The sequence below is a fragment of the Bradyrhizobium uaiense genome (assembly GCF_010811875.1).
Classification (GTDB): Bacteria; Pseudomonadota; Alphaproteobacteria; order Rhizobiales; family Xanthobacteraceae; genus Bradyrhizobium; species Bradyrhizobium uaiense.
In genome coordinates, this window is record NZ_VKHP01000043.1 from 1 (window position 1) to 26,419 (window position 26,419).

Genomic DNA, 26,419 nt, shown 5'->3' on the forward strand with positions numbered 1-26,419 from the left:
GGGTACCACTCGGCGCACTCTCTCAAGGAAACAACGGCGACGCAGGCCAGGCGCAAAGGGCAGTGCGCATATCAACTTTATCGCCCGGGGCTTACCCCTCTCCCTAGCCCTCCCCCGCAAGGGGGGAGGGAACCCTTCCGCCGGTGGCTCCATCACAGTGCGTCCTGTTGAGAGCATTGAAGGTCTCTTTGTGTAAGCGCGGAGCGCCGAGCCAGCCACCTAATCGAACCAGCCGCGCCGCTTGAACCAGAGCACCGGCAGCAGGCCGCTGGCGATGATCGCGGCACAGGCCAGCGGATAGCCGAACGTCCAGCCGAGCTCCGGCATCACCTTGAAATTCATGCCCCAGACCCCGACCAGGATGGTCGGGGGTACGCCGACCACCGAGACGATGGTCAGGATCTTGAACAGGTCGTTCTGCTGGATGTTGATGAAGCCGAGCACGGCGTCCAGCAGCAGCTGGATCTTGTCCGACAGCCTCGTCTCGTAGTCGCCGAGCGAAGCGACATCCTTGGACACCGCCTCGAGCCGCCGCTTCGATGCCGATGTGATCCATTCATTGCCGACGTCGTCGGCGAAGCTCGCGACCCGCCCGACGCCGAGTAGCACGTCGCGCGCCTTGGCCAGGCGATCGGCCAGCTCGCCGATATTCTCCAGCGCCTCACGCAGCCTGCGGCTGGAGCGGACCGGACGCTTGCTCCGTACCAGGCCGCCCTTGAACACGCCGCGCGACAGTTTGTCGGTCTTGGCGCCGAGCTGTTCCAGCACGTCGGCGCCGCGATCGACCATGGCCTCAAGTAGCGCGGTGAACACGCACATGCCGTTCTGCAGGTCTTTGTCGGTGCCGATCCGCTTCATGATCTCGTCGAACGTGGCGAGCTGCGCAAACCGCACCGTGACCAGCACCTTTGGGCCGATCACGAAGCCGATATTGGTGATCTCAGCCTCGTTGTTGTCGTCGAGCCGCACCGCCGGCGAACTCAGATAGAGCCGGTCATGATCGCTGACGAGGCGGCTGGACGCCTCGATCTGGCCCAATGATCTCTGGGTGGGGACGCGGATGTCGAGCACGCGCTCGACGAACTGTTTTTCGTCGTCCGTGGGATCGAGCAGATCGACCCAGATGATGTCGGACGGCAATTCGGCGCCGATGGTCTGCCAATCAGAAGTCGACGACCTGTAAAGCTTCAGCACCTCGCGGGCTCCGTGCATGGGGACTTGCGGCCACGACAATAGCGAGGGTCGCAAGGCAGTTCCATGCGTGTGGACAATGCCCGTGTGCCCGGTCTGGCTCATGCTTGCCGGATGAGGGATTTGCGTCCGATCAGTGCACCATCACCCACGCCGGTTGCAGCCATGGATAGGCAATCAGGCCGACCACAGCGGTAGCCGCAATCAAAAGCGGATTGCTCACCTTCCAGCGGAACAGGATGGCCAACGAGATCACCCCGATCAGCAACGTCAGCCAGTCGCCGATGGCGATCTTGCCGAGCAGGATGCACGCGCCGAGGATGGTTCCGATCGCTGCTGCGTAAGCGCCCTTCACAAAGCCCTGAACGTTGGCGTTTCCGCGATGCCGTGCGAGCAGTGGCGCAACGATCAGCACCAGCAGGAACGAGGGCAGGAAGATGCCGATCGTGGAGACGACCGAACCCCAGAATCCCGCCACGAGGTAGCCGACAAACGTCGCGGTGATCACTACGGGTCCCGGACTGATCATGCCGATCGCGACCGCGATGAGGAATTGCCGCTCGTCGAGCCAATTATATTGCTGCACGAGCCCTTGCTCGAGGAACGGCACGATGACGAGCCCGCTGCCGAATGTCAGCGAGCCGGCCTTGAGGAAGAACAGCAGCAGTTTGGATAGCGTAGACCCGCTTGCGACGGGGGCGATCGGACCGACGGCGGCGGCCGGCACGATGGCAATCCCCGGCAGGGTCGCAGGCGTCCGCTTGAGCAGGTTGCCGTAATACGCAATGCCCACGATGCCCGCGCCGATGAACAGCATTGCGACTTCGGCCTGGAGGATGACCGTGACGGCCAGGCAGACTGTCGCGATCGCCCATTGCAGCCAGTCTTCCATGCCGAGCTTGGCAAGCCGGTAACAGGAGTGAAGGATGAGCGCGATGACGGCGGGGCTGACGCCGTAGAAGATCGCGGTCACCGGCTGGAGGTCGCCGAGATAGACATAGAGTGCGCCGAGCGAGGCAACGATGGCGAAGTTGGGCAGAATGAAGCACCAGCCGCCGATCCATGCTCCCCAAAAGCCGCCGCGAAGCCAGGCCACATAGATGCCGACCTGGATCGCCAGTGGCCCCGGCAGCGATTGGCAGATGGCAATCGATTCCTTCATCTCCTCCTTGGTCAGCCACTTCTTGCCGTCGACCAATTCCCGCTCCATCTGCCCGACCAGCGCAACCGGTCCGCCGAAGCCGAGAAAGCCGAGGCGCAGAAAATAGCGCGCCAGTTCTACCAAATGGCCGCGTTGCGAATCTGTTGGTGTGGTCACCTGTGAACCTCCGTAGCAGAAGCCCTGCCTCTCATTGCGACTCCGAGGTGGGCTCAAGAATGCCGTGAGCGGGAAGCCCCATTCCCGTTGGCGTCACCGCGGCGGCCGTCATCATGGCGCTGAGGAGGCCGCCTCGTTCGTTCCCTTCTTCACCGGGCTCTCCTCAGGTTTCCTTCGCGTACTGTTCATACAGTCTGGCGGCGTTGTCCCAGCGGATGGCTTCCATGTAGATGTCGACATAGCGGGCCGCGGCAGCACCGAAGTCCATGTGATAGGCGTGCTCATACATATCGAGCACCAGGACCGGCCGTCCGCCGGCGAGTGTCGTGGTATGATCCGCGGCCCATTGGTTGACGAGCCGCTTGTCGCGCGGCGAGTAGGCGAGAATCACCCAACCCGAACCGCCGCCTTCCGCCTTGCCCATGGCCACGAATTCCGTCCGCCAGCGCTCCATGCTGCCGAAGTCGCGCGCGATCGCTTCGGCGAGCGCGCCGCCCGGCTTGCCTGCGCCGCCCAGCCCGTCGAAATAGACTTCATGCAGAATCATTGAATTCGCTGCGATCAGTTCCTCGCGCTTCAGGCCGTTGATCATGAAATTCGGCGCCTTGGCGAAGTCGAGTTCGGCGAGCTGGGTGCCGATGGCATTGAGCCGCTTCACTGCGCCGACGTAGTTATTCTCGTAGTGGCTGACGAGTATCTTCTCCGAGATGCCGGTGATCGACTTGGGGTCGAACGGCATCGGCTTTGCCTGATAGGACATGGCCTTGGCTCCTGTCTGTGGGTTGGCTTCGGCAGCGGCCAGGTTGGCGCCAAGCACGGCCGCTGAAGCGGTGGCTGCGCCGACCGCTGCGATGAAGTTTCGGCGCTCGGTGTTGATGGTCATCGGACTCTCCACATGTGAATGATCGCCCCGTTGATGTTCATGGTCTGCGATTCCTCCGTCTATCGGTTCAGCTCTTCGTGTTCGTCGTCCTGTCGAGGACAGTGTGCGGGCCCCTGATACGCTTGACGGCGTCGTCATTGATGCTCGGGGGGCGACTCTATTCCTTCGTGAGCCCGACGATGGTCTGGAATCCGGAGATGGTCTGCACCGAGAACGTGACAGGATCGCCGAAGCGGACGGCGTTGAAGAGCAGGCCGTCCTGAACCCTGAACGGCTCCGTTCGGTCCGGAGACAGGCGTACCCTGATCGTGTCGCTGCGTTCGTCGACGCTGTCGACAACGCCACGCAGGGTCTGGGTCGCCGGCGGCTGGACGGCAGCTGCTTCGGCCAATGTGACGACGGCTTCCTGCTGCTCGCTGCCGTCGGTTGTCGCTGCGAGAGCCGTGGCAGGCCAGAGCAGAGCGACGCACAGCGCGAATGTTGATTTGGACATGATCGTTCCTCGATTGTTTCGGTTGCTGTGATTTCCCTGAGGCTCAGTCCTGCTCTTTGACCTGACCGCTGCTGTCGATCACGAGCCTCACCGGCTTGCCGTTCTTCGTCGCCTTTGCCGTGATGCCCTCGGCCGTCGACTTGACGTCGCTGACGTTGGCGTAGCCGGCGGCCTGAAGCTTCGCGATTAGCTCGTCCGGTGTCATGGCACGGGCGGGCACCGCGGTGCCCGCGATCGCGAGCGCAAGGATGAGGTGGAAGAGTTTCCGCTTCTGCATGGTCGTTCTCCTGGTTGTGTTGTGCTGCCCCAGGTTGTTCGGATGCGCGGCTGTCAGTTCAGATATTGCCCGGCAGCCGCACTTGGACGTCCGCGATGCAGGTTGATGCGAGGATGCCTGGCATCCTCGCACCGAACCGGACGGTCATCGCCGTCACGGCTTCACCTTGCTGGTTGGCCAGTTGTGGGTTTCCCTCGTCGCATCGCGGCACCAGCGATAGAAGGCGTCGTAGAGCAGCATCCCGGCGCTCAACTGTTCGAGGTCGTCGTCGAACATCCGCGACAGGCCGAGCGAGGCGGCGAGCAGCCCGGGCGCTTCCGGCGAGAGATCGAGCCGCGCGGTGTCCGCCGCCCGCACCATCGTCGCGAGCCGCTCCAGCGCCGGCGTCGAGAGGCCGAATTCCTTGACCATCACGTCGAAGGTGCAGAGCTCGCCGCGATGGCTCCAGAACACGTTCTCGATATCGAACGGCGTGGCGTCGAACCGTTCGGCGACGGCCTCGACCTCCGCTGATGCGACGAACAGGAACACAGCCGCGGGATCGACAAAGCGCCGGATCAGCCATGGACAGGCGATGCGATCGATCTTCGGCCGCGATCGCGTCACCCAGACGGTACGGCCCCGTCCGTCACGTTTCGGAATCCTGTCGGCGGGAATTGTCGGAAGCTCCGCTTCCTTCCAGGCGAGGTGGCCGCCCTCGAGGACTTCGGCCGCAATGTTGTTGCAGCGGAGCCAGGCGGCGGCGCCTTCGCTGAGCTTCTGTCCCTTCTGGCAGACGATCACCACGGATTGGCCGGTGAGGCCGGGAGCCCAGTCCTGGACGTCGCGATGGGAGTGCCTGACAGCGCCCGGGATCAAACGCGGGTCGGCGGCGAAATCCTCATCGATACGAATGTCGACGAGGGCCGGCGCCTTGGCGGTGCCGATGAGACGAGACAATTTTTCTGATGAGATCGATGTGTATGACGACATGGTGCGTCCTTGGTGAACAGGACGCGATTCTTGGGCATGTCGCCTCGCGGGGAGATCGCACATCCCCGTGCTTCGAATTAAGACCTTGTGCCGATCGATGTCAACCTGAGTGCATCGCCGTCATCGACGAAACGTCCACGTCACTGTCACGAACATTTCACCTGCGCGGTTAGGAACAATATCTCGGGTGCAACGCAAGGCACGCCGCGAGATACAGACACTGTCGCGATTGCTGCGATCTAGAAGCCGCAATCCCTGAATTGCTTTGCGCCGGGGCGAAATCGCGAGCCGACCTCAACGAAGTCCACGTCCAGGCACTGGTTGCCCCGATGGAACGCGCCGACGCCATCGCACCGGAGGTATTCCAGGTTGATCCGCCAGCGCTTCTCGCGAGGCGAATAGGTTGCGAAGTCGTGTTGGGCGCTGGCTGGTCCTCGGCAAATCCCCGCGATGTATTGCCGGACCTCGGTCGGCAGGTCGTCGATGTGATCGGAATTCCCGTCATTATGCCCGATGCTCCTCTTGGACCGGAATGGCTAACATGAGGATGTGGAGTTTCACGCGACGTCCCCTCGCCAGTTGCCTCGTTAGTCTTGCTCTTGAATTGACCGTGTTCAATGCCGTCCGTGCGGCAAACCCAAGGTAAGCCATGCCACCGGCGCAAGCTCAGCCAGCTTCCCCGCGCCACTGCCGGGCGCGGAGCGAATTGACTCATATAGGGTACCCCCCTATATTATCGAAATGTCGCACACGATCAAGCACAAGTCGAAGCTCGTCGGCCGGGTTCGCCGCATCAAGGGCCAGTTGGAGGCCATTGAGCGGGCACTGGAGTCCGAGCTCGGTTGTGCCGACGTGTTGATGCTGGTGGCCTCGGTTCGCGGCGCCATCAACGGCCTCACCGCGGAACTGCTTGAGGATCACATCCGCCATCACGTGGTGGATCCTGCCCGGGAAGCGGATCCCGAGAAGGCGCAGGGCGCCGCTGACCTCATCGACGTCGTTCGTACCTATTTGAAGTGAAGCACATGACCGATCTGTCTCAACTGCTCCAGCAAAGCAGCGCGCATGCGTGGATGTTCATCCCCAGTGCGATCCTGCTCGGCGCGCTGCACGGCCTCGAGCCTGGCCACTCCAAGACGATGATGGCGGCCTTCATCGTCGCGATCCGCGGCACGGTGGTTCAGGCGGTGCTGCTTGGCCTGTCGGCCACGATCTCGCACACGGCGATCGTTTGGATCATCGCGCTGGCGGGGCTGCATTTCGGCCAGCAATGGTCCGGCGAACGCAGCGAAGCCTGGTTGCAACTGGTATCGGCTGCGATCATCATCGCGATCGCGGCCTGGATGGCCTGGCGCACCTGGCGCGAGCAGAATGGCGAATACGACCATCACCATCATCACGATCATGATCATGATCACCATCATCACGACGAAACCCGCCAATTGACCCTGGCCGGGCAGCCGCTGTCGCTCGAAGTCTACGAGGATGGCGTGCCGCCGCGCTGGCGGCTGCGCAGCGAGGCCGGGGCGTTGCCGGCGGCCGGCGAGGTTGAGGTCGTGACGATCCGCCCCGACGGCCGCGAGCAGCATTTTCGCTTCACCGAGCGGGACGGCTATCTCGAGAGCATCGATGACATTCCGGAGCCGCACGCCTTCAAGGCGCGGGTCTCGGTGCGGGCGGACACGGCAGAGGTCCTGTTCGAGGAGCATGACCATGCGCATATGGATCTCGGCGACGAGGACGATGCACATGCCCGCGCGCACGCCGCCGATATCCGCAAGCGCTTTGCCGGACGCACCGTCACGACGGGCCAGATCATTCTGTTCGGCCTGACCGGCGGCCTGATTCCTTGCCCGGCGGCGATCACCGTGCTGCTGCTCTGTCTCCAGCTCAAGCAGTTCAGCCTCGGCTTCGTGCTGGTGCTCTGTTTCGGCATCGGGCTTGCCATCACGATGGTCTCGGCCGGTGTTGCGGCTGCGCTCAGCCTTCGCCACGTCGAGCGTCATTGGGGTGGCTTCAGCCGCTTTGCCCAGCGTGCACCCTATGTGTCCGCCGCGCTGATCGTGCTGGTCGGCCTCTATACTGGCTGGTCGGGATTGCACGGGATCATGATCTGATCCGGCATCGGCATCCGATCCGCGTCATCCGATTTCGATCTTGAAAGCTGCGCGCGGTGGTCTAGAGTCCTTCCCACGGGGATCAGGCAGACTCCCCGTGAGACTTCGGTCCAAGCTCTGCGCGACACTCAACGTCGTGGAGCTTTATATGGACACCGAACAGCACACATCTCATAGTTCCGAGATTGCGATCCTGTGGCGCGGCGATGCCGCGTCGCGCGGCGATGCGACGCCGCAGAACAGCCGTTTCGTTCGCGTCTTCGAAGCGCTCGAAGCCTCCGGCATCGAGGCCGTTCCCGTCGTCTATGACGAGACTTTCGCCGAATCCGTTCGCGACCAGTTGCTGACAATGGACGGCGTCCTCGTCTGGGTCGATCCGATCCATCAGGGCAAGACGCGCACAGCGCTCGATCCGCTGCTGCGCGAGGTCGCGGCGAAGGGGCCGATGAAACGTCCATGGGTCAGCGCGCATCCGGACGTCATCCTCAAGATGGGCGTCAAGGACGTGCTCTACCGAACCCGTCACCTGGGCTGGGGTGCCGACACGCATCGATACGCCACCGCGGAGGCCTTCCGTGCCGAATTCCCGTCGCGGCTTCGCGCAGGCGGGCCGCGCGTGCTCAAGCAGAACCGGGGCAATGGCGGGCAGGGCGTCTGGAAGGTCGAGGCCTTGTCGGATGCGGATACAACGGTTCGCGTGCTCCACGCACTGCGCGGCAGCCAACCCGAAGAGATTCCGCTGGAGGTCTTCATGGCGCGCTGCGAGCCGTATTTCGGGTGGGGCGGCTGCATCATCGATCAGGCATTCCAGCCGCGGCTGCCCGAGGGCATGATCCGTTGCTATGTGAGCGGAGCGAAGGTCGCGGGCTTCGGACACCAGTTGATCAAGGCCTTGATCCCGCCGCCGCCGCAAGGTCCGGACTCACCGGAAGCCCAGCCCGGACCGCGCATCATGCACGGCCCCGACGCTCCGCAATTCCAGGCGCTGCGAAGGCTGATGGAGGACGAATGGATCCCGCAACTGATGCAGGTCCTGACGATCGATGACGCGTCGCTGCCGGTGATCTGGGATGCGGATTTCCTCTACGGTCCGCGCGATGCTGATGGTGCCGACAGCTACGTGCTCTGCGAGATCAACGCGAGCTCGTGCTTCGCGATCCCCGACGAGGCACCGGCCGCGATCGCGCGGACGGTGCGGGAGCGGGTTCGTCGGACGATGGAGAGCGAAGCCGGGCGATAGCGGGACTTCCTCCATCGTCATTCCCCGGTGCGCAATTGCGCACCTGAGGGCTCGCGAAGCGAGAGCCCGGAGCCTGTCATCGGGCGCGCGTTCGCGCGACCCGTTGGGGCTGCCCCGGAATGACGGGTGATGGAGTTTGCGCCCCTGCCACTGAATGCGGACGCGTGCCCATGACACAGCGGCGGAGCCACAAACTCGCTGTCGTCCCTGCGAACGCAGGGACCCATAACCACAAATGGTCATTGTTGTGTGATGGCGGAACGACGAGCCCCGTTCACAACACGGGCCGCGGAGTATGGGTTCCTGCTTTCGCAGGGACGACAGGGCCACCTACTTCGCCCGCATCGCCTCAGGCGTATCGGGCTGCGCGGACGGATGCGCTTTCGCAAACGCCGGCAGCGCCATCGCGGTGTCGTGGATGCGCTTCACGGTCGGCCAGGGCGACAGACTGATCTGCTGATTGATCGCCGCGGTGACATGGCCGACCAGGCAGATGTCGGCGACGGTAGGCGCATCGCCGTGGCAGAACTGACCGGTTGCCTTGTGGCCGGCGAGGTGGCCCTCGAGCGCCGCCAGCGTCTCGACCGTCCAGTGCCGCCGCCAGGCGTTCTGCTGGCTGTCGCGTAGGTCGAGATAGCGGCGCACCCGGGGCGTCAGCAGCGGATGGCCTTCGCAGGCGACGATCAGCGCCAGCCCGCGCACCCGGGCCCGGCCGAGCGGATCGGACGGCAGCAGCGGCGGGCTCGGATAGGTCTCGTCGAGATAGTCGATGATCGCGAGCGACTGGAACAGCACGGTGCCGTCGTCGGTCACCAGCGCCGGCAGCGCCATCTGCGGATTGATCTTGCGATAGGCATCGGCGCGATGCGCGTCCGCATCGAGATCGACGAACACGATGTCGGCCGGCACGCCCTTGAGGTTGAGCGCGATCCGCACCCGAAAGCTCGCCAGCGATCGCCAGAAGGAGAAGAATTGCATGGAGTGCACTCCGCATTCTTCCCCTCTCCCCTTGTGGGAGAGGGTGCATAGGCGGCCTTCGGCCGCCGTCCTCGATGAAAGACGCCGATGCTTCGCATCGGCTATGACAGAAGGATGGCGGACGGGTGAGGGGTCTGCGTCCGCGGACAGAGACCCCTCATCCGTCGCGGACGATGTCCGCGACACCTTCTCCCACAAGGGGAGAAGGGAAGGAAGAGCTACCCCGCCCCCACCTTCTTCTTGCGCCAGGCCAGATGCACCGCGCAGGTGCAGCCTTGCGGATGCGAAGCCAGTTCCGCGTCGTTGGCGGGCGTCGCGGCGGGCGCGATCGCCTGGCCTTTGGCGCCGTCCTGCGAGGGGATGTAGTTCAGCACCGGCGCGAGCCAGCGCTCGACCTCGGCGACCGTCATGGCCTTGCGCGCGGCATAGTCCTCGACCTGGTCGCGCTCGATCTTGCCGACGCCGAAATAGAAGCTTTCGGGATGCGAGAAATACAGGCCCGAGACCGACGAGCCCGGCCACATCGCAAAGCTCTCCGTCAGCTTCACGCCAGCGGTGTTCTCGGCATCGAGCAGCGCGAACAGCGTCCGCTTCTCGGTGTGGTCGGGCTGCGCTGGATAGCCGGGCGCCGGGCGGATGCCGTCATACTTCTCGAGGATCAGTTCGTCCGCCGAGAACGTCTCGCCGGGCGCATAGGCCCAGAACTCCTTGCGCACGCGCTGGTGCATGCGCTCGGCAAAGGCCTCGGCCAGACGATCGGCCAGCGCCTTGCACAGAATCGAGGAGTAGTCGTCATTGGCGTTCTTGAAGCGGTCGGCGACCGCGTCCTCGCCGATCCCCGCCGTGACGACGAAGCCGCCGATATAGTCGGGCACGCCGGTGTCCTTCGGCGCGACGAAGTCGGACAGCGCGGCGTTGAAGCGGCCCTCGCGCTTCTCGAGCTGCTGGCGCAGCGTGTGGAAGGTCGCGATCCTCTCGCGCCGCGTCTCGTCGGCATAGATCTCGACGTCGTCGCCGACGGCGTTCGCCGGCCAGAAGCCGATCGTGGCGCGCGCGGTGAACCACTTCTCCGCGATGATCGTGTCCAGCATCTTGCGCGCATCGGCATAGAGCGAGCGGGCGACTTCGCCGACCTTGGGATCGTCGAGGATCGTCGGGAAGCGGCCGGTCAATTCCCAGGTCTGGAAGAACGGCGTCCAGTCGATGTAGTCGGCCAGCTCGGCGAGATCGTAGGCGTCAAAGCTCTTCAGCCCGAAGAAGGCCGGCTTCTTCGGCGGCGCTGCCGCAAAGTCGATCGCAACCTTGTTGGCGCGGGCGTCGTTGAGCTTCAGCCGCTTCTTGTCGGCCTGGGCGCGGAAATGCGCCGTCGAGATTTTTGCGTATTCGGCCCGCACCTCGGCGGCATAGGCCTGTTTCTTCTCGGCCGACAGCAGCGAGGAGGCGACGCCGACGGCGCGGCTCGCGTCGTTGACATGCACGACCGGGCCGCCCGGGTAGTTCGGGTCGATCTTCACCGCGGTGTGCACACGGCTGGTGGTGGCGCCGCCGATCAGAAGCGGCACGTTCATGCCCTGCCGTTCCAGCTCGCCGGCGAGGAAGCTCATCTCGTCGAGCGAGGGCGTGATCAGGCCGGACAGGCCGATGATGTCGGCGCCCTCGGCCTTCGCCGTCTCGATGATCTTGTTGGCGGGCACCATGACGCCGAGGTCGATGACCTCGAAATTGTTGCACTGGAGCACGATGCCGACGATGTTCTTGCCGATGTCGTGGACGTCGCCCTTGACGGTCGCGAGCACGATCTTGCCCGCGGCGTTGCGGCCGCCGGTGATGCCGTTGGCAAGGTTGCGCGCCTTCTCTTCCTCCATGAACGGCATCAGATAGGCGACCGCCTGCTTCATCACGCGCGCCGACTTCACGACCTGCGGCAGGAACATCTTGCCGTCGCCGAAGAGGTCGCCGACCACGTTCATGCCGGCCATCAGCGGCCCCTCGATGACGTCGAGCGGGCGGGTCGCGTTCTGGCGGGCGGCCTCGGTATCGGCCTCGATGAACTCGGTGATGCCGTGCACCAAAGCATGCGACAGCCGCTTCTCGACCGGCCATTCGCGCCAGGCGAGATCCTGCTCCTTGGTCTGCTTCTCCTTGCCGCGGAATTTCTCGGCGAGTGCCAGCAGCCGTTCCGATGCGCCGGCATCGCGGTTGAGGATGACGTCCTCACAGGTTTGGCGCAGCTCGGGATCGATGTCGTCATAGACGATCATCTGCCCGGCATTGACGATGCCCATGTCCATGCCGGCATGAATGGCGTGATACAGGAACACCGAGTGCATCGCCTCGCGTACCGGCTCGTTGCCGCGGAACGAGAACGACAGATTGGAGACGCCGCCGGAGATGTGGGCACCCGGCAGGTTCTGACGGATCCAGCGCGTCGCCTCGATGAAGTCGACGCCGTAATTGTTGTGCTCCTCGAGGCCGGTCGCGATCGCGAAGATATTCGGATCGAAGATGATGTCCTCGGGCGGGAAGTCGAGCCGGTTGACCAGGATGTCATAGGCACGCTTGCAGATCTCGGTCTTGCGCGCGAACGTGTCGGCCTGACCGGTCTCGTCGAACGCCATCACCACCACGGCGGCACCGTGGCGTTTGGCGACCGTCGCCTCGTGCAGGAATTTCTCCTCGCCTTCCTTCATCGAGATCGAGTTCACGATCGGCTTGCCCTGGATGCACTTCAGGCCGGCCTCGATGACGTGGAACTTGGAGGAATCGACCATGACAGGCACGCGCGCGATGTCGGGCTCGGCGGCGACGAGGTTGAGGAACGTCACCATCGCGGCTTCCGAATCAAGGAGGCCTTCGTCCATGTTGACGTCGATGACCTGGGCGCCGTTCTCGACCTGGTCGCGTGCGACCTGAAGCGCTGCGGTGTAGTCGCCCGCGGTGATCAGCTTGCGGAAGCGTGCCGAACCGGTGACGTTGGTGCGTTCGCCGACGTTTACGAACGGGATGGCGTCGGTCAGCGTGAACGGCTCGAGGCCGGAGAGCTTGAGCCGCGGTTCGATCTCAGGCACGACACGCGGCTTGTGCGGAGCGACGGCCCTGGCGATCGCGCCGATATGGTCGGGCGTGGTGCCGCAGCAGCCGCCGACGATGTTGACGAGGCCGGCTGCGGCGAACTCGCCGATCAAGCGCGCCATGTATTGCGGCGTCTCGTCATACTGGCCGAACTCGTTCGGCAGGCCGGCGTTCGGGTAGGCACACACGAGCGTGTCGGCGACGCGGCCGATGTCGGCGATGTGCGCACGCAGATCTTCCGCGCCGAGCGCGCAGTTGAAGCCGATCGTGATCGGCTTGGCGTGCCGCACCGAATGCCAGAATGCCTCCGGCAGCTGGCCGGAGAGCAGGCGGCCGGACTTGTCGGTGATGGTGCCGGAAATCATCACGGGCACGTCGATGCCGCGCTCCTCGATGATCTCGGCGATCGCATACAGCGCCGCCTTGGCGTTCAGCGTGTCGAAGATGGTCTCGACCAGCAGCAGGTCGGCGCCGCCATCGAGCAGGCCCTTGGCCTGTTCGCCATAGGCCTTGCGCAGATCGTCGAAGGTGACCGCGCGATAGCCGGGATTGGAGACGTCGGGCGAGATCGAGGCCGTGCGGTTGGTCGGGCCGAGCGCGCCGGCGACGAAGCGTTGCTTGCCGTCTTCGGCCGACACCCGCTCGGCGGCGGCGCGGGCGAGCCGGGCACCTTGCAGGTTCAGCTCATAGGCGAGATCCGACATGTCGTAGTCGGCCTGCGCGATCGAGGTCGAGGAGAAGGTGTTGGTCGCGACGATGTCGGCACCGGCACGCAGATAGGCGGCGTGGATGTCCGTGATCGCCTCGGCCTGGGTCAGGATCAAGAGATCGTTGTTGCCCTTGATGTCGCGGTGGAAGTCCGCAAAGCGCGCGCCACGGAAGGCGGCCTCGTCGAACTGCAAGCCCTGGATCATCGTGCCCATGGCGCCATCGAGCACCAGGATGCGCTCGCGGGCAGCCGCGAGCAAAGCGGTACGCTTCGCAGAAACAGGAATGGTCATGGATCAGGCAGCTTTCTGGGCACCGTTCGGCCGGATGCCGAGCAGGTGGCTGATCGCGAACACGAGGTCCGCGCGGTTCATGGTGTAGAAGTGGAAGGTGTCGACGCCGTGCTTGAACAGCTTCTGCACCTGGCCGGCGGCGACGGTGGCCGCGACCAGCTTGCGGGTCTCGGCGTCGTTGTCGAGGCCTTCGAACTTCTCGGCGAGCCAGTCCGGCACGCTGGTGCCGGCGCGGGTGACGAAATTGCGGGCCTGCTTGAAATTGTGCATCGGCATGATGCCCGGCACGATCGGAATCTCGATGCCGCGCGCCCGCACCCTGTCGACATAGCGATGGTAGAGATCGTTGTCGAAGAACACCTGGGTGATCGCGCGCGTCGCGCCGGCGTCGACCTTGGCCTTCAGCGTGTCGATGTCGGCGTCGAAGTCCGTGGCTTCCGGATGCTTCTCGGGATAGGCGGATACCGAGATCTCGATGTCGGCGTGGCGCTTCTTGATGCCGGCGACGAGCTCGGCCGAGCTCTGGTAGCCGTCGGGATGAGTGAAGTAGGGTGTGCCGATGCCGCCGGGCGGATCGCCGCGCAGCGCCACGATGTGGCGGACGCCCACCTCATGGTAGCGGTCGACGATGTCGTCGATCTCGCTGCGCGAGGCGCTGACGCAGGTCAGATGCGCGGCCGGCAGCAGATCGGTCTCGCGCAGGATGCGGCTGATGGTCGAATGGGTGCGCTCACGGGTCGAGCCACCGGCGCCGTAGGTGACCGAGACGAAGTTCGGCGTCAGCGGCGCCAGGCGATTGATGGTCTCCCAGAGATTGCGCTCCATCTCCTCGGTCTTCGGCGGGAAGAACTCGAAGGAGATTTTCGGTGCCTTCGGCGTACGCTGGCCGTTCGGCACGGAGGAAATGATCTCGGTCATGATACGCAAAGGCTCCGCAACTGGAGGGCAGACGTCCGGCCTGGATATGGAGGCCCTAAGATAGGCCAAACGGGTGGGCTAAAACAGCCCATCGGATATGGGAAATTGCCCATTATCAGCAAAGAAGTGGAAGAAATAGACTGCGGGGCACGCGTGGTGGGCGGTGGCTCGTTTCGTCGTTTAAGTTCATAATATATTGAAATACATGTAATAAATATCAAATCGACAGTGGATGAGACGTTGGAATGAAGTGTGGGTAGGCCGCCATATCGATGAATCGTTTTCTTTTGTCCCAAAGTCCAGCAATGCCGACATCGGCCTTCCGTTGCGGGACTGGTCTGCGTGGTCGGGGACTTTGTCGCCTCGTGACGTCACACTAGGTTGACGGTCATGATCCCGCTCTCCGTCCTCGACCTCTCCGTCGTCACCACCGGTACAAAGCCCGCCGCTGCGCTGCGCAACAGCATCGATCTGGCGCGCCATGTCGATGGCCTCGGCTATGTCCGCTACTGGCTCGCCGAGCACCACAACCTCGCCTCCGTCGCGAGCCCGGCGCCCGATCTGATGATCGGGCAGATCGCGGCGGTGACCCAGCATATCCGCGTCGGCTCCGGCGGCGTGATGCTGCCCAACCATGCGCCGCTCGTGGTTGCCGAGCGCTTCAAGATGCTGGAGGCGCTGTTTCCCGGCCGTATCGATCTCGGCCTCGGCCGCGCGCCTGGCACTGACGGTGCCACCGCCTACGCGCTGCGCAGCCGGCTCGATCGCCGCGAGGGCGACGACTTCCTCGAACGGCTGCACGAGCTGACGTTGTGGGAGACGCGCGATTTTCCGGCCGGCCATCCCTACAACAATGTGGTGGCGATGCCGGACGATTCGCCGCTGCCGCCGATCTGGCTGCTCGGCTCGAGCGACTATTCCGCCGAGCTCGCAGCGCAGGTCGGGATGGGCTTTGCGTTCGCGCACCATTTCGCCACTCACGACGCAATTGCGGCGATGACCAATTATCGCGTGCATTTCAAGCCGTCGGGCTGGCGCGCGACGCCGCAATCGATCCTGGCGGTCGCCGTGGTGACGGCGGAGACCGATGCAGAAGCCGAGCGGCTAGCGATGTCGATGGATCTCAACCGGCTGCGCCGCGACCGCGGCCAGTATCTGCCGCTGCCAAGCGTCGAGGAAGCGGAGGCCTATCCCTATACTGATGCCGAGCGTGCCTCGATCGCCCGCAACCGCGCGCGACTTTTCGTCGGCAGTACCGCTACCGTGATGACCAAGCTGGAGCCATTGATCACGGCGAGCCAAGCGGATGAGCTGATGGTGATCACCGCGGTTTACGATCACGCGGCGCGGAAGAAGTCCTACAGCCTGCTTGCCGAGGCGTTCGGGTTTGCGAAGAGGGGCGCCGCATAACGATCGTCGTCCCGGCTTTCGCCGGGACGACGTATGGAAAGACCGCGTTCGTGCGGCTTAGTCCTGCGTCTCGCTGAAGGTCGCGCGGAACGGGTTGCCGGGATAGACGCCGAGGATGCGGAATTCGCGCGAGAAGAACTTCAATTCCTCCAGCGCAAAGGCGAGCCCGCGGTCGTCGGGGTGGCCGTCGACATCGGCGTAGAATTGCGTAGCGAAGAAATTGCCGTCGACCATGTAGCTTTCGAGCTTGGTCATGTTGACGCCGTTGGTGGCGAAGCCGCCCAGCGCCTTGTAGAGCGCGGCGGGCAGGTTGCGCACCCGGAAGACAAAGCTGGTGACCAGCGGCCCCGAGCCCTGCGCGGCCCATTTGGCCTCGCGCGCCAGCACCACGAATCGGGTGGTGTTGTGGGCCTCGTCCTCGATGTCCTCGGCGAGAATGTTGAGGCCATAGATATCGGCAGCGAGGCGCGAGGCGATGGCGGCCACGCTCTTGTCGCCGCGTTCGGAGACATCGCGGGCGCTGCCGGCGGTATCGCCGGCGACGATCGGCTTGATGCCGAGCTTGCGGATCGTGCGCCGGCACTGGCCGAGCGCCTGGACATGGCTTTCCACGCTCTTGATGTCGGCGAGCTTGACGCCCTTGATCGCCATCAATTGGTGGCGGATCGGCAAGAACCATTCGCCGACGATGAACAGGCCGGAAGCCGGCAGCAGGTGGTGGATGTCGGCGACGCGGCCGGCGACGGAATTCTCGATCGGGATCATGCCGAGATCGGCCTCGCCCGAGGAGATCGCGGCCAGCGCGTCCTCGAAGGTCGGGCACGGCATCGGCTCGGCGTCGGGATAGGCCTCGACGATCGCGATGTGAGAATTGGCGCCAGGCTCGCCCTGGAATGCGATTTTCAGCTTCTTGGTCATGGGTGGCCTTTTACCAGCCGCTCAGGCTTTGGAAAGGATGCTGCGGGCGGTTTCGAGGTCTGCCGAGGTGTCGACGCCGCGAGGAACGGTGTCGACGATGGTGATGTCGATCCGCATTCCGGCCTCGAGCGCACGCAATTGCTCGAGCTTTTCCTGCAACTCCAGCGGCGAGGGCGGCAGCCGCACGAACCGCTCCAGCGCGGGGCGGCGGTAGGCGTAGAGCCCGATATGATGGTAGCGCGGTCCGTCGCCATGCGGCGCCGTGGCGCGCGTGAAATAGAGCGCGCGCAACCGGTTGGCGCCGATCGGGGACCCGACCGCCTTGACGACGCTGGGGGCCCGATCCTCCTCCTCGGTATGAATCTGCGAGGCCAGGGTCGAGATATCGACTGCGGGATCGTCGAGCGCCGGCATCACGCTGCGGATGGTCTCGGGCGTGATGGTTGGGAAATCGCCCTGCAGGTTGACCACGATCTCGGCGCGGCCGTCCGGATCGAGGATCGTCATCGCTTCATGGATCCGGTCCGAGCCGGACGGATGATCGGCGCGGGTCATCACCACCTCGCCGCCGGCGGCCTTCACGGCGCTCGCGATCTCGGCCGTGTCGGTGGCGACGGCAACCCGGCCGATCCCGGCGGCCTCGGCCCGCCGCAGCACGTGGACGATCATGGGCGCGCCCGCGATCTCCAGCAGCGGTTTGCCGGGCAGTCGGGTGGCGGCCATGCGGGCCGGAATCAGCACCAAGGTGCGGGGGTTGGTCATTCGTATCGGGCCCGTCCGGCCTGCGGAAATTGCCGGGGAGGAGGTTGAATTCGGCGCGTTTATACGGGTTGCCAGAGCGCGGGCAAACCGATATCTCAACCCTGCTTGGGGCGGTGCGATAAGGCCGATTCCCAGGTCTTTCCCCGCGGCCGTATTCCCGGCCTGAAGTCGACATTCAAGGCCCGGAGCCTGACCCAAAATGGACTCCTTCGAACTCAACAAAATCCTCGGTGCGGTTCTCGGCACCTGCATCGTCGTCCTGGTGATGAGCTTTGCCGCCGGATCGGTGTTTTCCGCGAAGCTGCCGGAGAAGCCGGGTTTTGAGATCGCGGTGAAGGAAGCGGCCCACGAAGGTGCCGGCGGGGCCGCTGCGGCGCCGTCCGAGCCGATCGAGAAGCTGCTGCAGACCGCTTCCGCCGAGAAGGGCGCAGCCGCCGCCAAGAAGTGCCAGGCCTGCCATACCTTCGAAAAGGGCGGTCCCAACCGCGTCGGTCCGAACCTCTACGGCGTTGTCGGCGAGAAGAAGGGCGAGGGCCGTGGCTTCAATTTCTCGGCTGCGATGAAGGGCAAGGGCGGCGACTGGTCGTTTGACGACCTCAACAAGTTCCTGACCAACCCGAAGGCCTTCATCCCCGGCACCGCGATGGGCTTCGCCGGCGTTCCGAAGGACAGCGAACGCGCCGACATCATCGCCTATCTGAATTCGAACTCGGAGCACCCGGCTCCGATCCCGACCGCTTCGAAGTAGCGATTTGCTTCGCACAAGCATGCGGATGAAACGGCCAGGCATTGCCTGGCCGTTTTCGCATGGGAATCCGCTGTCGCGGGGTTGTTATCGGGACGTTTCGCCGCAGCGATATTGTTCCGGGGTCAATATCATGAGGAAAAAGCAACGTAATTTGTCGAACCGTTGCCTTATATTGAGGTCCATCTAGGCGGGGTCAGCAACAGGAATTCCGAATTTGGCAATCACCCGACATTTGGCAATCACCCGACGACACCTCCTTCAGGGCACCGCGCTGGCGGCAATCGCTCCGGCGCTCGGTTTCGGCCCCGGCATTGGTGCGGTCACACCGGCGCTCGCGGATGACGCTGCGAATGCACCAAAATGGCGGCATGCCTTGTCGCTCTTCGGCAATGTCAAATACCCGGCCGACTTCAAGCGGTTTGACTATGTCAATCCGGATGCGCCCAAGGGCGGCGCCGTCCGCCAGATTGCGATTGGCACCTTCGATAATTTCAACGTCGTGGTTTCGGGCGTGAAAGGCGCGATCGCGGGAGCGGTCGCGCTGGTCTACGAGCCCTTGATGACGCAGTCGCTCGACGAAGTGTCGACCCAGTACGGGGCGCTGGCGGAGTCCGCAAGCTATCCCGACGATTTCTCCTACGTCATCTACCGTCTTCGTCCACAAGCCAAATGGCATGACGGTGCACCCGTTACTCCGGATGATGTGATCTTCTCGCTCGAGGCGTTCAAGAAGCATCATCCGATGTTCTCCGCGTATTACAGTCATGTGGTGCGGGCGGAGAAGGTGGGCGATCGCGAGGTGAAGTTCGTGTTCGACATGCCGGGCAACCGAGAACTTCCGCAGATCGTGGGTGAACTGACGATCCTGCCCAAGCACTGGTGGGAAGGCACCGATAGCGAAGGCCGCAAGCGCGACGTGTCCGCGACGACGCTCGAGAAGCCGCTTGGGTCGGGAGCCTATCGCATCAAGGAGTTCGTTGCAGGGCGGACTGTCACTCTGGAGCGCGTCAAGGATTATTGGGCGCGCGACCTCGCGATCAATGTGGGGCGCAACAACTTCGACGAACTGCGCTACGAGTACTTCAGGGATCCGACGGTTGCGATCGAGGCGTTCAAGGGCGATCAGATCGATTGGCGTCTGGAGAACAGCGCGAAGGCGTGGGCGACTGCCTATAATTTTCCGGCCGTCACCGACAAACGTGTGGTGCTGGAAGAATTTCCGAACCGCAGTTCGGGCACCATGCAGGCCTTTGTCCCGAATCAGCGGCGGGCTAAATTCAGTGATCCGCGCGTTCGCCGCGCTCTGAACTACGCGTTTGACTTCGAGGAGGTCAACAAGCTGCTGTTCTTCGGCCAATACAAGCGCATCACCAGCTACTTTGATGGCGCCGAGGAGTTGATGGCGACCGGGCTGCCGCAAGGCAAGGAACTTGCCATCCTTGAACCCATCCGTGACCAGGTGCCGGCCGAAGTATTCACAACGGCCTATACGAATCCGGTGGGCGGCAATCCCGAGGCGGTGCGTGAAAACCTCCGCGAAGCAGCGCGCCTGCTCAAGGAGGCCGGCTATGAAGTGCGAGATCGCAAGCTCGTGGATTCCAAGAGCGGAGAGCCGTTCTCGATCGAGTTGCTGAGTGAGGATCCGAATTTCGAACGGATCATGCTGGCCTACAAGCCGCCACTCGAGCGGCTCGGATTTTCGATCTCCGTGCGCACGATTGATCCGATCCAATATGAGAATCGGCTTCGCAATTGGGATTTCGACATCGTCATCGGGTCCTGGGGAGAATCCCTATCACCCGGGAACGAGCAGCGTGAATACTGGGGATCGAAGGCGGCGGACACCGCCGGATCGCGCAATATTGCCGGCATCAAGAGCCCGGTGATCGACAAATTGATCGAGCGGGTGATTTTTGCGACGGATCGCGAAGATCTCGTCGCGGCGACGAAGGCGCTCGACCGCGTATTATTGTGGAACCATTACGTCGTTCCGCAGTGGAATTATCCGAAGCTGCGCACGGCGCGCTGGGATCGCTTCGGCCGTCCGGCAGAATTGCCCAAATACGGCCTTTCGGGGTTCCCGGCGATTTGGTGGTACGACGCCGACAAGGCGGCCAAGCTCAAGCGTTCATAAGATCGAAGGATTCGCGCATGGCGCTATTCTCCCGTCGGCACGCACTCGGTCTCGGCATCGGTGCGTTGAGTGCTGCCGGCTTGCGTGTCGCACCGGCGGCGGCCGACAACGGAACCGAGATGCACGGCATGTCGGTGTTCGGCGACCTGAAATACCCCGCGGATTACCAGCAGTTCGACTATGTCAATCCAAAGGCTCCGAAGGGGGGAGTGTTCTCGCTGATCCCTTCGACGCGTGCTTACAACCAGTCCTTCTACACGTTCAGTTCGTTCAACGCGTTCATCCTCAAGGGCGAAGGCGCGAAGGGCATGGAGATGACCTTCGATTCGCTGATGGCGCGCGCGGCCGATGAGCCTGACGCGATGTATGGCCTGGCGGCCAAATCGGTTTCGATTTCGTCCGACAAGCTGACCTATCGTTTCACGATGCGCCCTGAAGCGCGTTTTCGCGATGGCTCGAAGCTGACTGCGCAGGACGTCGCCTTCTCGCTCAACATATTGAAGGAGAAGGGCCATCCATTGATCGTGGTGCAGCTGCGCGATTTCGTGAAGGCCGAGGCGTCCGACGACGCCACGGTGATTGTGACCTTCAGGCCTAACCGCGCGCGCGACGTGCCACTTTATGTTGCAGGCTTGCCGATCTTCTCGAAAGCCTTTTATGCGACTCGGCAATTCGAGGAATCGACGCTCGAAGTTCCGCTGGGCTCCGGACCGTACAAGGTCGGCAAGTTCGAGGCCAATCGCTACGTCGAGTATAACCGTGTCAAGGATTGGTGGGCGGCGGACCTTCCGGTCAACCGCGGTAGCTACAATTTCGATACCGTGCGCTACGAATTCTACCGCGACCGCGACGTCGCATTCGAAGGCTTCACTGGCAAGAACTATTTGTTTCGCGAGGAGTTTACGGCCCGTGTTTGGGCAACGCGGTACGATTTCCCCGCTATCAAGGACGGACGGGTCAAGCGCGAAACGTTGCCGGACGAGACACCATCTGGCGGACAGGGCTGGTTTATCAACACCCGTCTCGACAAGTTCAAAGACCCGCGTGTCCGCGAGGCATTGGTCTATGCGTTCGATTTCGAATGGACCAACAAGACGATCATGTACGATGCCTATGCGCGGAGCGTCTCGCCGTTCCAGAACTCGGACATGGTGGCGAACGGGCTGCCTTCGCCAGAGGAACTGAAGCTGCTCGAACCCTTTCGCGGCCAAGTGCCGGATGAGGTGTTCGGTCCGCCCTTCATTCCGCCGGTCTCCGATGGATCGGGACAGGATCGCGCGCTGTTGCGCAAGGCTACGCAGTTGCTCGACGAGGCGGGATGCGTCGTCAGGGACGGCAAGCGCCGATTGCCGAATGGTGAGCCGCTTACCATCGAGTTTCTGCTCGACGAGCCGACCTTCCAGCCGCATCACGCCAGCTTCATCAAGAATCTCAAACCGCTTGGCATCGATGCCAGCATCCGCCAAATCGATGCCGTGCAGTATCGCGCGCGCGTCGAGGCTTTCGATTTCGAGGTGACGACCGAGCGCATATCCATGTCGGCGACGCCGGGTGATAGCCTCCGACCTTACTTCTCATCTCAGGCCGCAGCGACGAAGGGCTCTTACAATCTGGCGGGTGTGAGCAATCCGGCGATTGATGCGTTGGTTGAAAAGGCCATTGCTGCCGAAACGCGAGCGGACTTGACCTTTGCCTGCCGCGCGCTCGATCGCGTGTTTCGCGCCGGCCGTTATTGGGTGCCGCAATGGTATTCGAACAAGCATCGCGTCGCCTATTGGGATCAGTTCGCGCATCCGGAGAAGCTGGCGAAATATAGCCAGGGCGTCGGTGCGCCCGACAACTGGTGGTTCGATGCGGCCAAGGCCGCGAAGCTCGAGCAGGCGAAGTAGCTGATGAGCGCCTATATCGCCCGACGTATCTTCCTGATGCTGCCGACGCTGCTCGGCATTTTGTTCGTGTCCTTCGTGGTCGTGCAGTTTGCGCCTGGCGGGCCGGTCGAGCGCGTCATCGCGCAGATCAACGGCGCCGATACCGGCGGCACCTCGCGCGTGTCGGGCGGCGGCGATTTCGGCGCACAACGCGGCCAGGGCGCGGGTGCGGCCGGCGCCGCCAACTCGAAATACCGCGGCGCGCAGGGGCTCGACCCCGATTTCATCAAGAAGCTCGAGGTGCAGTTCGGCTTCGACAAGCCGGCGCCAGAGCGGTTCGCGCTGATGGTGTGGAATTTCGCGCGGTTCGACTTCGGCAACAGCTATTTCCGCAGCGTCAGCGTGCTGCAACTGATCAAGGAAAAACTGCCGGTCTCGATGTCGCTCGGCATCTGGATGACGCTGCTGACCTATCTGATCTCGATCCCGCTCGGCATCCGCAAAGCGGTGAAGGACGGGTCGCGGTTCGATACCTGGACCTCGGCCGTGATCATCATCGGCTTCGCGATCCCGGGCTTCCTGTTCGCGATCCTCCTGATCGTTCTGTTCGCCGGCGGCTCGTTCCTCAATATCTTTCCGCTGCGCGGCCTCACCTCGGACGGCTGGTCGCAATTCCCCTGGTACTGGAAGATCATCGACTATTTCTGGCATCTGACGCTTCCGCTGGTGTCGATGGCGCTGGGCGCCTTCGCCACCATGACGCTGCTGACCAAGAACTCGTTCCTCGACGAGATCCGCAAGCAATATGTGATGACCGCGCGCGCCAAGGGTTGCAGCGAGCGCCAGGTGCTGTACGGCCACATCTTCCGCAACGCCATGCTGATCGTGATTGCGGGCTTCCCGGGTGCGTTCATCCACGCGTTCTTCTCGGGCTCGCTGCTGATCGAAACCATCTTCTCGCTCGACGGGCTCGGCCTGCTCGGCTTCGAGAGCGTCCTGAACCGCGACTATCCCGTGGTATTCGGGACGCTATTCATCTTCTCGCTGGTCGGATTGGTGGTCAATCTGCTCTCCGACCTTGCCTATATGTGGATCGATCCACGGATCGACTTCGAGGCGCGGGAGGTCTGATGACGATGCTCGCGCCCCAGCCGGTCGAGAGTTCGACGCAATCGCCGATGGGCGAGGCGGTGCCTGCCACGCGCCACGGCTTTTCGCCGTCGCCGCTGAACCGGCGGCGCTGGCAGAACTTCAAGGCGAACCGCCGCGGCTACTGGTCGTTCTGGATCTTCGTCGTGCTGTTCGTGGCGTCGCTGTTCGCCAATTTCATTGCCAACGACAAGCCGCTGCTTGTCAAATATGACGGCCGATACTACTGGCCAGTGATCTTCACCTACGCCGAGACCACCTTCGGCGGCGACTTCGAAACGGCGGCCGATTATCGCGATCCCTACCTGCAAAAGCAGATCGCGGCCAAGGGCGGCAGCATGATCTGGCCGCCTATCCGCTATTCCTACGACAGTCGCAACCTCGACCCGCCGACGGCAGTGCCGTCGAAGCCGACCTGGCTGTTGACCGAAAAGCAGTGCGCGGACGTGGTGAAGCGGAAAGGCCTGACCGGCTGCCGCGACCTCGAATACAATTGGCTCGGCACCGACGATCAGGGCCGCGACGTGGTCGCGCGGCTGATCTACGGCTTCCGCATCTCGGTGCTGTTCGGCCTGACGCTGACGATTCTGTCCTCGATCATCGGCATCGCAGCAGGCGGTGTGCAGGGCTATTTCGGCGGCTGGACCGATCTGATCTTCCAACGGCTGATCGAGATCTGGACCGCGATTCCCTCGCTCTATCTGCTCCTGATCATCTCGGCGGTGCTGCCGCCGGGCTTCTTCATTCTGCTCGGCATCCTCCTGCTGTTCTCATGGGTTTCGCTGGTCGGCCTGGTGCGCGCCGAATTTTTGCGCGGCCGCAACTTCGAATACATCCAGGCGGCGCGCGCGCTCGGCGTCTCCAACGGCGTGATCATGTTCCGCCATCTGCTGCCGAACGCGATGGTCGCGACCATGACGTTCCTGCCCTTCATCGTCTCGTCTTCGGTGATGACGCTGACTGCGCTGGATTTCCTCGGCTTCGGCCTGCCGCCCGGCTCGCCTTCGCTCGGTGAATTGCTGTCGCAGGGCAAGGCCAATGTGCAGGCGCCGTGGCTTGGCCTCACCGGCTTCTTCTCGGTCGCGATCATGCTGTCGCTGCTGATCTTCATCGGCGAGGCCGCGCGCGACGCCTTCGATCCGCGCAAGACGTTTTCGAAAGGCTGACGCATGGACGCGACCAACCAGCCTCTGCTCGACGTCCGCGACCTCTCGGTCGCCTTCGGTCGCTCGCTCGCGGTCGACGGCATCTCGTTCTCGATCAAGCGCGGCGAGTGCGTCGCGCTGGTCGGCGAATCCGGTTCGGGAAAATCCGTCAGCGCGCTGTCGGTATTGAAGCTGCTGCCCTATCCCACGGCATCGCATCCGTCAGGCGCGATCCGGTTCCGCGGCCGCGATCTCCTGACCGCATCCGACCGGGAGATGCGCGAGGTTCGGGGCAACGACATCTCGATCATCTTCCAGGAGCCGATGACCTCGCTCAATCCGCTCCAGACCATCGAGACCCAGATCGGCGAGATCCTGTCGCTGCACCGGGGCATCGGTGGCGCAGCGGCGCGGGCGCGGACGCTGGAATTGCTGGGCCAGGTCGGCATCCCCGAGCCGGAGACCCGGCTCAACAGCTATCCGCACCAATTGTCCGGCGGCCAGCGCCAGCGCGTGATGATCGCGATGGCGCTCGCCAACGAGCCTGATCTGTTGATCGCGGACGAGCCGACCACGGCGCTGGATGTCACCGTGCAGGCGCAGATCCTGGCGCTGCTGGCCGAGATCCGCGCCCGGCTCGGCATGAGCCTGCTGTTCATCACCCACGATCTCGGCATCGTCCGCCGCATCGCCGACACGGTGTGCGTGATGAACAACGGCAAGATCGTCGAGCAGGGCCCGGTCGAGCAGGTCTTCACCGCGCCGAAGCACGCCTACACCCAGGCGCTGCTTGCGGCCGAGCCGAAGCCCGATCCGGCGCCGCCGCAGCCGGGCGCGCCGATCGTGATGTCGGCGGACAATCTCAAGGTCTGGTTTCCGATCAAGCGCGGGCTGCTGCGCTCGACCGTCGGCCACATCAAGGCGGTCGACGGCGTCAGCCTCGCGGTGCGCAAGGGCGAGACGCTCGGCGTGGTCGGCGAATCCGGCTCCGGCAAGACCACGCTCGGGCTCGCGCTGCTCCGGCTGATCTCGTCCGATGGCCCGATCGTGTTCCTCGGCAAGGACATCCAGGGCTTGCGCTTCAAGCAGATGCGGCCGTTCCGCCGCGACATGCAGATCGTGTTCCAGGACCCGTTCGGTTCGCTCAGCCCGCGCATGTCGGTGGCTGACATCATTGCCGAGGGGCTTGAGGTGCACCAGAAGCAGCTGTCGCGCGAGGAGCGCGAGGCACGGGTGATCAAGGCATTGAAGGATGTCGGGCTCGACCCCGACTGGCGCTTCCGTTATCCGCATGAGTTCTCCGGCGGCCAGCGCCAGCGCATCTCGATCGCGCGCGCGGTCGTGCTGGAGCCGAATTTCGTCGTGCTTGACGAGCCGACCTCAGCCCTCGACATGCTTTTGCAGGCCCAGATGGTCGATCTGTTGCGCGACCTGCAGCGCAAGCGCGACCTCACCTACATGTTCATCTCGCACGATCTGCGCGTGGTGGCCTCGCTCGCGAGCCATCTGATCGTGATGAAATCCGGCAAGGTCGAGGAGGAGGGACCGGCCTCCGCGCTGTTCAAGAACCCGAAGAGCGATTACACCCGCGCGCTGTTCGCCGCCGCGTTCCGCATCGAAGCGGCCGGCGACGGGACGGTGGCGACGTAGTCTCCATTCGTCATTCCGGGGGTCGCGTAGATCCGTAGGATGGGGTAGAGCGAAGCGAAACCCATCATGCCTCCACGCGGTTGCAGCTTGATGGGTTTCGCTTCGCTCTATCCATCCTACGCCATTGTGCTTCTAGCCCCACGTCATCCTGAGGTGCGAGCGGAGCGAGCCTCGA

Annotated in this window: 21 protein-coding genes; 10 read left to right on the forward strand and 11 right to left on the reverse strand. The window is 63.5% G+C overall.

From position 1 onward, the window contains the following. Positions 1–219 precede the first annotated feature (219 nt). The 6 genes from FNJ47_RS13255 to FNJ47_RS13280 all read right to left on the reverse strand — a co-directional run bounded on the left by FNJ47_RS13255 (position 220) and on the right by FNJ47_RS13280 (position 5,134). On the reverse strand, positions 220–1,194 hold the full coding sequence (locus tag FNJ47_RS13255; RefSeq protein ID WP_163153669.1) for a CorA family divalent cation transporter: 975 nt from the start codon (positions 1,192–1,194) through the stop codon (positions 220–222). Positions 1,195–1,324: 130 nt separating this feature from the next. Then, positions 1,325–2,509 carry a chromate efflux transporter gene (gene chrA, locus FNJ47_RS13260; protein WP_163153671.1) on the reverse strand — a complete coding sequence of 395 codons (1,185 nt, stop codon included), beginning with the start codon at positions 2,507–2,509 and terminating at the stop codon, positions 1,325–1,327. A gap of 163 nt (positions 2,510–2,672) precedes the next feature. Next, positions 2,673–3,269 (reverse strand): superoxide dismutase, encoded by a 597-nt coding sequence (locus FNJ47_RS13265; protein ID WP_163153736.1) that lies wholly within the window; start codon positions 3,267–3,269, stop codon positions 2,673–2,675. 280 nt (positions 3,270–3,549) lie between these two features. Beyond that, on the reverse strand, positions 3,550–3,885 hold the full coding sequence (locus FNJ47_RS13270) for a hypothetical protein (protein WP_229183407.1): 336 nt from the start codon (positions 3,883–3,885) through the stop codon (positions 3,550–3,552). Positions 3,886–3,928: 43 nt separating this feature from the next. Beyond that, a complete protein-coding gene (locus FNJ47_RS13275; protein WP_163153673.1) occupies positions 3,929–4,162 on the reverse strand; it encodes a PepSY domain-containing protein in 234 nt (77 codons plus the stop codon). Positions 4,163–4,315: 153 nt separating this feature from the next. Then, positions 4,316–5,134: a chromate resistance protein ChrB domain-containing protein gene (locus tag FNJ47_RS13280; RefSeq protein ID WP_163153675.1), complete on the reverse strand. Its 819-nt coding sequence runs from the start codon at positions 5,132–5,134 to the stop codon at positions 4,316–4,318. Positions 5,135–5,875: 741 nt separating this feature from the next. On the opposite strand from FNJ47_RS13280, the gene FNJ47_RS13285 reads away from it, so the two are divergent. From FNJ47_RS13285 to FNJ47_RS13295, 3 genes are all read left to right on the forward strand, one after another. Continuing rightward, a complete protein-coding gene (locus FNJ47_RS13285) occupies positions 5,876–6,154 on the forward strand; it encodes a metal/formaldehyde-sensitive transcriptional repressor (protein WP_163153677.1) in 279 nt (92 codons plus the stop codon). Positions 6,155–6,159: 5 nt separating this feature from the next. After that, positions 6,160–7,251 carry a nickel/cobalt efflux transporter gene (locus FNJ47_RS13290; protein WP_163153679.1) on the forward strand — a complete coding sequence of 364 codons (1,092 nt, stop codon included), beginning with the start codon at positions 6,160–6,162 and terminating at the stop codon, positions 7,249–7,251. Positions 7,252–7,399: 148 nt separating this feature from the next. Next, the gene (locus FNJ47_RS13295; RefSeq protein WP_163153681.1) at positions 7,400–8,491 is read left to right on the forward strand and encodes a Cj0069 family protein; all 1,092 of its coding nucleotides are present in this window, start codon (positions 7,400–7,402) and stop codon (positions 8,489–8,491) included. A gap of 330 nt (positions 8,492–8,821) precedes the next feature. Here FNJ47_RS13295 and maiA read toward each other — a convergent pair whose 3' ends face one another. The 3 genes from maiA to metF all read right to left on the reverse strand — a co-directional run bounded on the left by maiA (position 8,822) and on the right by metF (position 14,460). Then, on the reverse strand, positions 8,822–9,469 hold the full coding sequence (maiA, locus tag FNJ47_RS13300) for a maleylacetoacetate isomerase (protein ID WP_163153683.1): 648 nt from the start codon (positions 9,467–9,469) through the stop codon (positions 8,822–8,824). A gap of 218 nt (positions 9,470–9,687) precedes the next feature. Further along, positions 9,688–13,542 (reverse strand): methionine synthase, encoded by a 3,855-nt coding sequence (gene metH / locus FNJ47_RS13305; RefSeq protein ID WP_163153685.1) that lies wholly within the window; start codon positions 13,540–13,542, stop codon positions 9,688–9,690. Between the two features lie 3 nt (positions 13,543–13,545). Further along, a complete protein-coding gene (metF, locus tag FNJ47_RS13310; RefSeq protein ID WP_163153687.1) occupies positions 13,546–14,460 on the reverse strand; it encodes a methylenetetrahydrofolate reductase [NAD(P)H] in 915 nt (304 codons plus the stop codon). A 390-nt stretch (positions 14,461–14,850) separates the two neighbouring features. Here metF and FNJ47_RS13315 point away from each other — a divergent pair, with 390 nt between their 5' ends. Continuing rightward, a complete protein-coding gene (locus FNJ47_RS13315) occupies positions 14,851–15,870 on the forward strand; it encodes an LLM class flavin-dependent oxidoreductase (protein ID WP_163153689.1) in 1,020 nt (339 codons plus the stop codon). A 57-nt stretch (positions 15,871–15,927) separates the two neighbouring features. Here the strand turns inward: FNJ47_RS13315 and FNJ47_RS13320 are convergent, their stop codons facing one another. Then, positions 15,928–16,788 (reverse strand): prephenate dehydratase, encoded by an 861-nt coding sequence (locus FNJ47_RS13320; RefSeq protein WP_163153691.1) that lies wholly within the window; start codon positions 16,786–16,788, stop codon positions 15,928–15,930. A gap of 21 nt (positions 16,789–16,809) precedes the next feature. Further along, on the reverse strand, positions 16,810–17,550 hold the full coding sequence (locus FNJ47_RS13325; protein WP_163153692.1) for a 3-deoxy-manno-octulosonate cytidylyltransferase: 741 nt from the start codon (positions 17,548–17,550) through the stop codon (positions 16,810–16,812). Positions 17,551–17,749: 199 nt separating this feature from the next. On the opposite strand from FNJ47_RS13325, the gene FNJ47_RS13330 reads away from it, so the two are divergent. From FNJ47_RS13330 to FNJ47_RS13355, 6 genes are all read left to right on the forward strand, one after another. Beyond that, positions 17,750–18,298 carry a c-type cytochrome gene (locus tag FNJ47_RS13330; protein ID WP_163153694.1) on the forward strand — a complete coding sequence of 183 codons (549 nt, stop codon included), beginning with the start codon at positions 17,750–17,752 and terminating at the stop codon, positions 18,296–18,298. Between the two features lie 232 nt (positions 18,299–18,530). After that, on the forward strand, positions 18,531–20,432 hold the full coding sequence (locus FNJ47_RS13335) for an extracellular solute-binding protein (RefSeq protein WP_163153740.1): 1,902 nt from the start codon (positions 18,531–18,533) through the stop codon (positions 20,430–20,432). 17 nt (positions 20,433–20,449) lie between these two features. Further along, complete coding sequence (locus FNJ47_RS13340) at positions 20,450–22,321, forward strand: extracellular solute-binding protein (protein ID WP_163153696.1); 1,872 nt, start codon at positions 20,450–20,452, stop codon at positions 22,319–22,321. 3 nt (positions 22,322–22,324) lie between these two features. Next, on the forward strand, positions 22,325–23,431 hold the full coding sequence (locus FNJ47_RS13345) for a microcin C ABC transporter permease YejB (RefSeq protein WP_163153698.1): 1,107 nt from the start codon (positions 22,325–22,327) through the stop codon (positions 23,429–23,431). Continuing rightward, positions 23,431–24,615 carry an ABC transporter permease gene (locus tag FNJ47_RS13350; protein ID WP_163153700.1) on the forward strand — a complete coding sequence of 395 codons (1,185 nt, stop codon included), beginning with the start codon at positions 23,431–23,433 and terminating at the stop codon, positions 24,613–24,615. Before FNJ47_RS13345 ends, FNJ47_RS13350 begins: the two co-directional genes overlap by 1 nt. A 3-nt stretch (positions 24,616–24,618) precedes the next feature. Then, positions 24,619–26,244, forward strand: a complete 1,626-nt coding sequence (locus FNJ47_RS13355; protein ID WP_163153702.1) for an ABC transporter ATP-binding protein — start codon at positions 24,619–24,621, stop codon at positions 26,242–26,244. Positions 26,245–26,419: the final 175 nt, after the last annotated feature.

Bases quoted from the DNA above. Each gene is read 5' to 3' on its own strand.
- FNJ47_RS13265 (WP_163153736.1), bottom strand. From the start codon at position 3,269: ATGTCCTATCAGGCAAAGCCGATGCCGTTCGACCCCAAGTCGATCACC.
- FNJ47_RS13270 (WP_229183407.1), bottom strand. From the start codon at position 3,885: ATGTCCAAATCAACATTCGCGCTGTGCGTCGCTCTGCTCTGGCCTGCC.
- FNJ47_RS13275 (WP_163153673.1), bottom strand. From the start codon at position 4,162: ATGCAGAAGCGGAAACTCTTCCACCTCATCCTTGCGCTCGCGATCGCG.
- FNJ47_RS13280 (WP_163153675.1), bottom strand. From the start codon at position 5,134: ATGTCGTCATACACATCGATCTCATCAGAAAAATTGTCTCGTCTCATC.
- FNJ47_RS13285 (WP_163153677.1), top strand. From the start codon at position 5,876: ATGTCGCACACGATCAAGCACAAGTCGAAGCTCGTCGGCCGGGTTCGC.
- FNJ47_RS13290 (WP_163153679.1), top strand. From the start codon at position 6,160: ATGACCGATCTGTCTCAACTGCTCCAGCAAAGCAGCGCGCATGCGTGG.
- FNJ47_RS13295 (WP_163153681.1), top strand. From the start codon at position 7,400: ATGGACACCGAACAGCACACATCTCATAGTTCCGAGATTGCGATCCTG.
- maiA (WP_163153683.1), bottom strand. From the start codon at position 9,469: ATGCAATTCTTCTCCTTCTGGCGATCGCTGGCGAGCTTTCGGGTGCGG.
- metH (WP_163153685.1), bottom strand. From the start codon at position 13,542: ATGACCATTCCTGTTTCTGCGAAGCGTACCGCTTTGCTCGCGGCTGCC.
- metF (WP_163153687.1), bottom strand. From the start codon at position 14,460: ATGACCGAGATCATTTCCTCCGTGCCGAACGGCCAGCGTACGCCGAAG.
- FNJ47_RS13315 (WP_163153689.1), top strand. From the start codon at position 14,851: ATGATCCCGCTCTCCGTCCTCGACCTCTCCGTCGTCACCACCGGTACA.
- FNJ47_RS13320 (WP_163153691.1), bottom strand. From the start codon at position 16,788: ATGACCAAGAAGCTGAAAATCGCATTCCAGGGCGAGCCTGGCGCCAAT.
- FNJ47_RS13325 (WP_163153692.1), bottom strand. From the start codon at position 17,550: ATGACCAACCCCCGCACCTTGGTGCTGATTCCGGCCCGCATGGCCGCC.
- FNJ47_RS13330 (WP_163153694.1), top strand. From the start codon at position 17,750: ATGGACTCCTTCGAACTCAACAAAATCCTCGGTGCGGTTCTCGGCACC.
- FNJ47_RS13340 (WP_163153696.1), top strand. From the start codon at position 20,450: ATGGCGCTATTCTCCCGTCGGCACGCACTCGGTCTCGGCATCGGTGCG.
- FNJ47_RS13345 (WP_163153698.1), top strand. From the start codon at position 22,325: ATGAGCGCCTATATCGCCCGACGTATCTTCCTGATGCTGCCGACGCTG.
- FNJ47_RS13350 (WP_163153700.1), top strand. From the start codon at position 23,431: ATGACGATGCTCGCGCCCCAGCCGGTCGAGAGTTCGACGCAATCGCCG.
- FNJ47_RS13355 (WP_163153702.1), top strand. From the start codon at position 24,619: ATGGACGCGACCAACCAGCCTCTGCTCGACGTCCGCGACCTCTCGGTC.